Annotated in this window: 7 protein-coding genes; all 7 read right to left on the minus strand. The window is 38.5% G+C overall.

Annotation, left to right across the window (positions count from 1 at the left end; genetic code table 11):
• On the minus strand, positions 1 to 2,932 hold a 2,932-nt coding region (locus ACODS7_RS29475; RefSeq protein WP_488828255.1), incomplete at its 3' end, for a phage tail spike protein.
• Positions 2,929 to 4,410, minus strand: a complete 1,482-nt coding sequence (locus ACODS7_RS29480) for a distal tail protein Dit (RefSeq protein WP_243168417.1) — start codon at positions 4,408 to 4,410, stop codon at positions 2,929 to 2,931. The genes ACODS7_RS29480 and ACODS7_RS29475, both read right to left, overlap by 4 nt.
• A 14-nt stretch (positions 4,411 to 4,424) precedes the next feature.
• Complete coding sequence (locus tag ACODS7_RS29485) at positions 4,425 to 8,273, minus strand: phage tail tape measure protein (RefSeq protein ID WP_243168418.1); 3,849 nt, start codon at positions 8,271 to 8,273, stop codon at positions 4,425 to 4,427.
• A 220-nt stretch (positions 8,274 to 8,493) separates the two neighbouring features.
• The gene (gpG, locus tag ACODS7_RS29490; protein ID WP_243168419.1) at positions 8,494 to 8,811 is read right to left on the minus strand and encodes a phage tail assembly chaperone G; all 318 of its coding nucleotides are present in this window, start codon (positions 8,809 to 8,811) and stop codon (positions 8,494 to 8,496) included.
• Between the two features lie 48 nt (positions 8,812 to 8,859).
• Complete coding sequence (locus tag ACODS7_RS29495; RefSeq protein ID WP_243168420.1) at positions 8,860 to 9,468, minus strand: major tail protein; 609 nt, start codon at positions 9,466 to 9,468, stop codon at positions 8,860 to 8,862.
• Entirely contained in the window at positions 9,469 to 9,828 is a 360-nt protein-coding gene (gp17, locus tag ACODS7_RS29500; protein WP_243168421.1) for a tail completion protein gp17, read from the minus strand.
• On the minus strand, positions 9,825 to 9,975 hold a 151-nt coding region (locus ACODS7_RS29505), incomplete at its 5' end, for an HK97-gp10 family putative phage morphogenesis protein (protein ID WP_488828259.1). The genes ACODS7_RS29505 and gp17, both read right to left, overlap by 4 nt.

The raw sequence follows: 9,975 nt of genomic DNA on the forward strand, positions 1-9,975 counted from the left end.
CAACAAATCTATTTCCACTCGTTTTAAGTGTTACTCCTTCTAACACTTGTCCTTTAATATGGCTCGCTGTAATAAAACCTTTTAAGTTAATTCTGTTCGCATTCAACGTAATGTTTTCTTTACTCATATTGAATGCTGCGATTACATCGTTTTCTTTTACAGATATGCTAACACCCTTTTCAGTTAACTGAAGACGTGTTTCCATATCTCTTACATAAGATGATGTGGCAAATTGCCCATTCGCTTGCTCTTTTGTGTATACCTCTGTCTTTTTGGCTGCAGCATTTATACCCTGTTCATTGATAGTAAAGCGGTTATCAATCAAAGTCATTTTTTGATTAAATTGCTCAGTTGCAAGTTTGTTAGCTAATTCGCCCAACAAATCTTGTTTATTTTTATCAACTGTTTGCTTCAACTCAGGGATTTTAAACCCAGCAATATAATTCTCTACTTGTTTCAGCTCAACTTTACCTTCAATTGCTTTCGCAGTATTTTCCCATCCAGCTTTCGCCTCTTGTAATTGTCTTCCTTGTTCTGTCTGCGTATTTTGTATGAAAGAGACATTTTGTTTAATGGTAGTTGCATCTTTTTCTACAGTCGCAACACGCTTATCAAATCCACTTTGATTGTTTTCTACTTTTGTAATTGTTTCTTTCATTCCATCCACGCTTTTTGCAATTTCAGTTGTTTTCTGAGTGAACTCATCCGCTGTTACCTGTTCTTCAGGCGGTGCTGTCCAATCCTGTGGCTTATTCCCTTTATACAAGGCGACCCATTCCACAATAGATTTCGTAGTACTACTCGGGTAATTATATACGCTTAACTTTCGTTCATTTCCACTTGTAGCCGCAACAGCTTTAAAAGTTACATACGTTATTCCATTACCATAAACACTTGTTGCATACCCAACATTGCTGGCCCCACCATTCATCCATATACCAAACTTTTGACCCGCAGGTAAAGTTCCTTTCATTACAAAAGTATATTCTTCACCTGTAGAGAAATTTTCAGTAAGAGAATACTGGTTGATTACATAATCGGTCTTCTCAAATTTAACATTTGATTTTAATAAAAGGTTACGTCCGCCAGCTTTATCACTATTAACCTTTGTTTCTACACTCGTTAACTTCTCGCTGATTTTCCCAGCTTTTTCTTCTATTTCAGTAGTTGTTTTCTTTAGGTCACTTGTTGTTTGCTGCACATCAGAAATCGTCTTCTTTGTGCCTTCTACAGTTTGTTCCACTGTATGTAATGTATTGCTAATATCATTATCTTTTTTTGTTAACGATTCAATAGACGTTTTAAATCCATTAGAATCCTGTTCAACCTGAGTTACTTTCTTATCAATTTCACCTTGTTTATTTTCGATAGTAGAAATTGTACGACTGACACCTTGTAAACCTTCCTGTACTTTGTTGAATTGTCCTGTAGCTTGATTCTGTGCTTCTTGTACCTTTTGGTTTAATTCTGTTTTTGTGGACTCAATATCTTTATTAACCTGTGTTAGTGTTTCTTTCTTGATAGTTTCTGGATCAGGAACAACCGATTCCCACGCTGCACCTGTCCATATTTTTAAAACGCCAGGCTTACCATTACTCGTATCACGCCAAAGCGTTTTATTAGGTTTGAGCCCTGTTGTTGGCGAATTCTTAGCTTCTATAATTTCAACAGTATTGTTTTTAACATTCTCTTGTACCTTTTCAGCCAATATTTTCGCTGCTTCTGATTCTTTCTTAGCGCTACTTGCTGTTTCATTCGCTTCTTTCACCAATTTATCTAGCTGATCCAGCATTTCTTGTTTCTCACCGAATTTACTAAGGATTCGATTGTAAATCTTTCGTAATTCCTCGTTCGGGTCCGTAATTTCACGATAATCACCAAATATATATTTATCTTGTGTAGGATCCGTAAAAGATTCATCACCGGCAATTACACGTGCTTCCAGATATAACTTAGGTGTGAAGCCCGTATCTTTAATTCGGATCGTATCACCCTCGTTAATGAGTTCATGTGCTAGTCCGAAAATACGTCCAATCGATTGTGCTTCTACTTCATACGAAACGGAAGAATTAACACGCTTTTTTAATTCTATTTCCATTAACGTCATTAAACGTTGTGGCGTCATATGTAACTCTTCTGTTTCTGGCGTATAAAAACCAAACTTATGCTTACCACGTTCGTTCCATCGTTGAAATGCATCATGATCAACAATATACGGAAGTCCCCTGTTGATACTTTCGATGGTAATTACATTGTCGCCTTCACCTTTCACAAATCCGACTAACGCTGTACAAATATCTCTTGAATGTTCCATACGTGTAACACCTATCAAATCTTTACCTAACTCTATTTCTTTACCAGTGTCTCGGCCACGCCTTTGAATCATATCAACATACCATCCAAGTATTTGTGATCCTTGAACCTCCACACGGTACTGAATTTCTAATTTGAATAAAGAAGCTATTTTCTTTAAAAATGTTAGGGGATCCATAAATTCATCAATGGTCATCGTATGGAATCCTGCATAATCCGTTTTCCCACGTTTCCATTTCATGCCTACTAGGGCCATATCAATATATTCGTTTACCGTTTTTCCTTCTATTCGTTGCGGTTTTATAATGCCTGACTTAGCAATTTGAACCCAAGCTCCTGAAGTATATGTGGTAATGGATCGTTTGTCTGAATTCTTCTCTGTTTCTGTAATGACATATGGTACAACTCTTCCATCCCGAACCTCTTTTAGAACAAGATTTTGTTGTTGTAGTGTAGCTGAATGAGTAGTTCCATCAAAAACAGTGAAATCCAGCATATCAACATTGTGTTTTAGTTCCCAACGCCTATTATCATCCCAATAGTCATTTGACTGAATAGCTGCAACGATTTGATCTGTTTTGAAATCCACAACATGCAAAATGCCGCTGGGTGTTCTCATCTATATCTCTCCCTATAACGAACGGTCGCTTTCACGTCTGGTGGCATGATATCGATACGATTCTCACCACGTATGACAGTGGGAAAATTACTAAAAATGTCTTTTACATGAATCGCATTTTTACCGTTAATGGTTACAAGACTTTTTTCTGTATCGATTATAACCTTATCTCCCGTATCAAAAATGTAAGGCGGATTATTTTGCGTATTTACATTCACTTTCCAGAATTTCAAATCTGAAACGGTCATCGCTTCTACTGGCGGTACATCTTGCCATTGCATCATACTAATCTGGATTTGTGCTGCTTTTTCCATGTGATCATTATTTTCATCCGTCCACCGCACAAATCGTTCTGAATCATCTTTTTCCGCCCCCGGAAGGAATTTCGAAATATACGCTTCCCATACATTTCCTGTTCTAGCTATCCACAATCGCCCTTTATATTGATTCCAAGTGTTTGGGTAATCTCCACTCTCATAAATTAAACTTCTTCTTCCTGGTTTATTATCATAACCGATTACCATTGTTCCAAGGTTTTGTTCAGCTTGCCAAAACACATCAGTCATAGCTATTTTCGAAAGCACTTTACTGTTTTCATCTAATATCGCTATTTCCACTCGGCCCATCTCATTAATTCGTTTACTTTTACATGTAACATAAGCCTGCATAATAAAGTCTTGTACGGGCCCATTAGGTATATTTTTTTTAACAGCTGCACCGTGCCACCCTTTCCCCGCACTAATACCAAAATCAGAACAATAAAATTGGTATTTATCTGACTTCATTTCACCAATCGGATTGCCATCTTCCATTGAACTGACTTTACTCCACCCTACAGTGGTAGCCATTTCGTCCCATATCAGTCTTTGATTTCTTTCTACGGGTAATTGCTCTGTTTTCAAAGGATAACCCATTCTGAAGTAATCTCGATTATACGGATACTCTCCAAACCACACATCTAAAAATGTACTTGGTTTCTGTGCTTCGATTTCAATAATTGGAGGCGCTTCTATATTCCCTTGATTGACAAAAGAAGCAGTGACTTCAGTAGAACCATTTTGAGAGAACGCATGAGTATTTTGTTTTCCTAATTTATATGGCATTGGACAAACAAAAGTAATAACCCCTTTACCTCTATTCACTAATTCATCCAAATCAACAGAACCATCAATGAATGCTAGATACGTCCTATCTAATTCATCATCAAAAACAAGTTCAGCTGGTTGCTCTGTATAAAGCCAATCCGCTAAATCTTCTTTTACCTTTTGTAAATCAGCCATATCTTTTGCTGTCTTAATTACAAGAGGAACATCAATACGACGTTCCTCCGTTTCTGTATGAAGAAAAAGAGCCCCTGCGCGATGAGGGACTCTTACTAATTTTCTTTTAACTGGAGCCCAGGAAGGGCGTTTTCTTCCAACTAGCATTTGAATATAATCTTTTCTAATATTATTAAAAGTAAAACTAAGTTTCCCCAACGTGCTCACCACCCTTAAAATTCCGCTCTTCTTTTTTGTTCACGATCTTGAAGTTTTGTCGTATATGCATAACTTCCGTTCGCTAATTCTTTTCCATCTAAAACGTTTGTCATATTTACCGTTACATTCAGTTCTTGCTCTCTACCCGCTCTATCTGGGAATATAGTTTTTGCCATAGATGGGTTGTTGTAAGCTAATTGCGGTTGCGTATATCCGCTAAAATTACCAAACGTATTTTGCGGGATACTATATTGATTTGTTTGGAATCCAAAATCAAAAACAGATGGCATATTACTCATTTGTTTTTTTACAGTTCCAACTACATTTTTGGCTGCATCCACAACAAATCGTTTCCCCTTATCCATACCAACGCCAACACCTTCTGGAACTGCACTACCAACTGGAATCATCACTTTAGATGGACTGTTAATTTCTAGCGCTCCAGAAATCGTCTTTTTAATCTCTCCAGCAATGCCTTTCGCCTTACTATATAAACCACCTGTCGCATCATCCAACCCTTTTTCAAGTCCTTCTATAATGGATTTACCGATGGAACGTAGATTTATCGTACTAAAGAATCTTTCAACTGTATTCCATTTGTCTTCAATATCATTCTTTATTTCCTTCATTTTATCGACGACTGCTTTTTTCTTTTCTTCAAATTTCCTTGAAACTGTATTTTTGATTTCTTCTACTTTATTGCTTGCTGAAGTTTTTGTTTCTTCCCACCATTTTGTTATACCTGACCAGGTTTCTTGCATGTTTCGAACCACATCATCTTTCATGACTTGGTATTTGGATTTTATCTGACCCGTTTCCCAATCCACTTGATTTGCATGTTCCCCAGCTTGGGATTTTGCTTCGCTCACAATTTCTCTGTGCTTATCCCGCGCTGTAGAAACGGTGCTTTCATATTGACGATTCGCTTCCGCAATCGCTGCGTTCGCTTCTTCTTTATTCAGTGTTCCTGATTCATCTCGCAAGCGTATCGCATACGCAATTTTGTCATCACGAGTCTTTTTCGCATCTTCAATCACTTTATCTCTTGCTTTCGCACTATTCTCAACAACTTCGGCAGCTTGTCTAGCTGTAATTTCACTCGCTTGTACCCTCATGTTTTCATAAATAACTTTTTGCTCCATCTGATTTGCCGACATGTGCTGAATAGCTGTCCGATCCATTTCATCTTGTAAAGCTTGTAAAGAAATCCTTTCAGATGTAGTGAATTCACGCTTTTCATTTGCTGCAGTTTGAATGATTTCTTTAATTTTATTTTCTTTTTCTTGCGTCTTTAACTTTTCTTGTTCGTAATGTTGATTCATTTGTTCCATCCGCTTATTTTCTTCTTCAGCAGTCAGTACATACGAATCCGCAAAGAACTTTTTAAGTCCCTCAACTTCTTTTTGTTGTCTTGCATTTGTTTTTTCTATAATCGTGTTACCTAACTTGTCATATTGACCAATTAACTTCTGTGATTGCTCCTCTGTTATCACTTCATGGTTCAATCTAATTTCAGTTAACTTTTGTCTAATGCCATCAGACAGCTTGAAATACTCACCAAGAACTTTCTTTGTGGAAGAACTTACTTTCCCTTCTGTATTCGTAGCAAAGCGATCTACAGAAGTAATACTGTCTTCAGTTGCTTTTTGATATCCTTTATATGCTAATACTCCAACACCAACTGCGGCCGCTACCACACCTAAAGCAATTGCTACGGGTCCCAGCGCTGCGGCCAACAAACCTGCGACTCCACCTGCTATTCCTAAAGATGTGGCTAACGTTCCTAATGCAACCCCTAAAGCACCAATCCCTGAAACCACCATTCCAACAGCTGCTAGAACGACTCCAATAACCGTTGCAATAGCCGTTAAAGCAAGCACAATACCACCTGTAATTGCGATTGCCTTTTGTATCGGTCCTGGAAGTGCATTGAATCCATCCACAAGCTTTTGTAAGCCACCCACAAAAGCACTAACCACAGGGGCAAGCGCGTCACCAATTGTCTTTTTCATGGTGTCAAACGCTCCACTTAATTGTTCCATGCGGCCTTTCAACGTGTTCATTTTCGTATTAGCGGTCTCTAAAGCCGTAACTTTGGACATCTCGGTATACATTTTATTTACACCTTGTGATCCTTCATTAAACAGAATCGTTGCACCACGCACTGCGTCTGATCCGAATAATGTTTCTAACGCCATACTTCGTTGTTGGTCTGTTAGACCTTTCATGGATTCGTGAAGAATCCCAGATATATTTTCTAAACTTTGGATATGCCCTTCTTGATCATAGAATTTCGACGATAAGAACGCGGAACTGGTAGCTAACTCTCGGAATGTTGTATCACACTTATCATTCCATTTCGTTACCCCTTCCGTTTGCATGACATACTTTTCTAACGCAACCTCGATGTCTCCTACACTTCTAGATGCTGGCGTAACACCATTTTTCACGAGGAAATCAAATCCAGCCTGCGCGTTATATGTGATAAGACCTAAATCCGCCATCTTGTTATATGCTTCTTTCGTAGATGGGTTCAACCTCATCAGCATCGTTTTTAAAGACGTACCTGCATCTGAACCTTTTAACCCATTCTGAGCGAATACCGCTAAAGCTGTGGCTGTATCTTTAAATGTCATACCAGCGCCTGCCGCAACCGCTGCAGAAGCTGATAGTCCATATTTTAATTCGTGTACATCAGTGGCTGAAGCATTAGCGGCTCCTGCAAGTAAGTTAGCGGCATCTGTAACACTTAAACCATCTTTTTTAAATGCATTTAAGGCGGTAGAAGCAATTTCTGCTGCTTCTCCTAGTTCTAGTTCATCTGCGGCTGCTAAGTTTAATGCTCCTTCTAATCCACCATTGATGATGTCCGTTAAACTAACGCCGGCTTTTATTAATTCTTCAATCCCTTTTCCGGCCTCAACAGACGAATATTTTGTATCTTCCCCATACTTCACAGCTAATTCAGAGAGTTTACTCATTTCTTGTCCAGTCGCACCCGATACAGCCTTTATGTTTGCCATCTGTTGTTCAAAATTCATCGATTCTTCCACAGCTGATTTTAAACCCCGACCTATTGCATACGTCATTCCGCCAAACACCATACCGATTTGCATACCAGCATTTTGTAAATGATTACCCAACGTCTCCATACGAGTACCGAAGTTTAATAAACGATTTCCTTGTTGTTCTAATTCATGGTTCGACTGACGTAATTCGTTTTCAAATCGATTTAGTTCACCTGTCGCTCGATGGATTTGTTCCGCGTACCGCTGCGCTGATTGACTCGCTTCACCTTCTTCTGTTTTGGCACGGTTATAAGCTTGTTGAAGTTCCCTGATCTTCTCTTTTTGTTTATCTACCATACGAGATAAAACATCTACTTTCGCTTGCGTTTGCTCCGTTGCATGAGAAAAACCGCCCATGCCTGTTGTAATAGACTGAAATTCAGCCTGTAAGGCTTTTAAGGCGTTGTTTAATTTATCCATTCCTTTTTGTTCCGCTTGGCGGTTTACTTGTTTTAATTCATTTTCGAATCTATTTAAATCAGCGACCGCCTTATTAACCTGTGAAGCGTATCGCTGGGTTGCTGCATCATTTTCACCCAACTTAGCCTTATTTTGATCATAAGCTTGTCGTAATGCCTTAACTTTTTCTTTTTGCGCTTCAATCAGTCTGTTAAGTGCATCTGTTTTAGCACGCGTTTGATCACTAGCATTAGCGAAGCCACCCATACCAGTACTGATTGATTTCAATTCGTTCTGCAATGTCCTTACGGCACGTCCTGAATTCGCTATACCTTGACGAAAATTCACATTATCAAGGGACAGCCTAACGACTAAATTATTCATTTCATTTGCCATCATCTTCCCCCTCCTTAGATAATGTTTTCTGCGGGAACTTCGATTTCATTTGAATTTTGGTTTCCACTATTGTAATGATCTTGTTCTCGATACTTTTGATTTAGCCTTAAATAATGCCAGATATCCATTTCATTATCGATATGATGATGTTTATACCCCTGACGTAATAAAGAGAGGTAGAGCTCGTCCATAAACGCAGTGAACGTGAGCCCTCCTCCCTCTACGCGTTTGGGTTTGTTTCTTCTCCAGTTCCTGGTGTGCCACCAGCCGCATCCACAGTTGCATTGATAATTGCATTAATTACGTCTGAAGTTGTGGATAAAAATTTACGAGCATCCACGCCGTCCCAATATTGATCTAATGTAAATTGTTCCCCGTAAACTTTGACTACATATTGAACCATTTTATCCATATCCTCAGGACCTGGATTATTTGGAATATCAGCAAGTTCAGGTGCTTGACGAATTAAACGCGCTGGAATAAACGCCGGTAAATGAAAAATTTTCTTTTCTTCCTTGATTATTAGTGTTAATTTCATGGCTTTTCCTCCTCGTTAATAAAAAAGAGAGAGAGCTTTTGCTCCCCCTTACTTTCCTGCTGGTGGTTGTACTACAGGCTTCTCATACACCTTTTTAAACCAATTATCTCCCACAGTTTTTGTAAATGTAGGTTCATCAGCATCCGCTGTAAATTTAGGCCTATCATCAAAATCACGCTCAATAAACGAACCTTTGAGTTTCGTTGTTTGGAAGTTAGGCTTATCCTTCTTCGTTTCGCCTTCTTCTTCCTCTTGTGAAAGCTTCCCTTTTAATAACCAAACATATCGATATTTCCCATTAGCCTTTAAGAAACGCCATCCGATTGCTAGGTATGGCTTTTCACCTTCGCGTCTCTCATCTAACACACCGTCTTTCACTTCAGGATATCCTTCAATATCTGCTTTTGTGGATAATGAAATACTACGAAGCTCAATTTCTACTTCTACTTCTCCATCAGACTCAGCAATTTCTGATTTTTTATTATCGCTCCACATAATCTCCGAAGCTACCTTTTTAGAAGTTTTAATCTTTACAGCGCCTTCCATTTCTTTCACTGCACTATAGTCAACACCTGTTGCATCATCTTTTAATAACTTGGCGTAAACAAGGCTATCTACACCGACAGTCGAACTGATTTTAATCACTTCTCCAGCCATCTATAACTCCACTCCTTTCGCGAATCGCATCGCGTAATGAAAAATTTGTGTATCATCTTCATATAAATCAGCAACTGCATAACGTGAGAAACCAATACTTTTCATGATTTCATTCACTTTTTGATGAATTGCTGTTGCACTGCCTTTCGACCAAATATCGATTTGGAATGTGATTTCACTTTCACTTTCCTCGTTATCTGCAAAACGATCTGGTCTATTATCTAATTCAAAAAACGTAATACGCGGAAACTCTTCAGCGTTTTTGGCTTTACGATAATAAACACGTTTTCCACCTAATAAAGAAACAAGCCCCTGATTATTTTCAAGAGCTTGCACAATTTCGGGTCGTAAATTTATCATAGATTCAGCCTCATTTCATTCTTCAAAATGTCTTTCATAGCGTGAATTGCCGCTTCTTTTGAAGAATGAAAACCTGGTTCTATAAATGGATATGCTGGCATTTTAGAAGTACCCCACTCTAAAAACTTTCCATAGAAATATGGAGAA

It is taken from the genome of Bacillus sp. FG16 (assembly GCF_057809515.1).

Coding starts and splice junctions, on each gene's coding strand:
- ACODS7_RS29485 (WP_243168418.1), bottom strand. CDS start 8,273: ATGGCAAATGAAATGAATAATTTAGTCGTTAGGCTGTCCCTTGATAAT.
- gpG (WP_243168419.1), bottom strand. CDS start 8,811: ATGAAATTAACACTAATAATCAAGGAAGAAAAGAAAATTTTTCATTTA.
- ACODS7_RS29495 (WP_243168420.1), bottom strand. CDS start 9,468: ATGGCTGGAGAAGTGATTAAAATCAGTTCGACTGTCGGTGTAGATAGC.
- gp17 (WP_243168421.1), bottom strand. CDS start 9,828: ATGATAAATTTACGACCCGAAATTGTGCAAGCTCTTGAAAATAATCAG.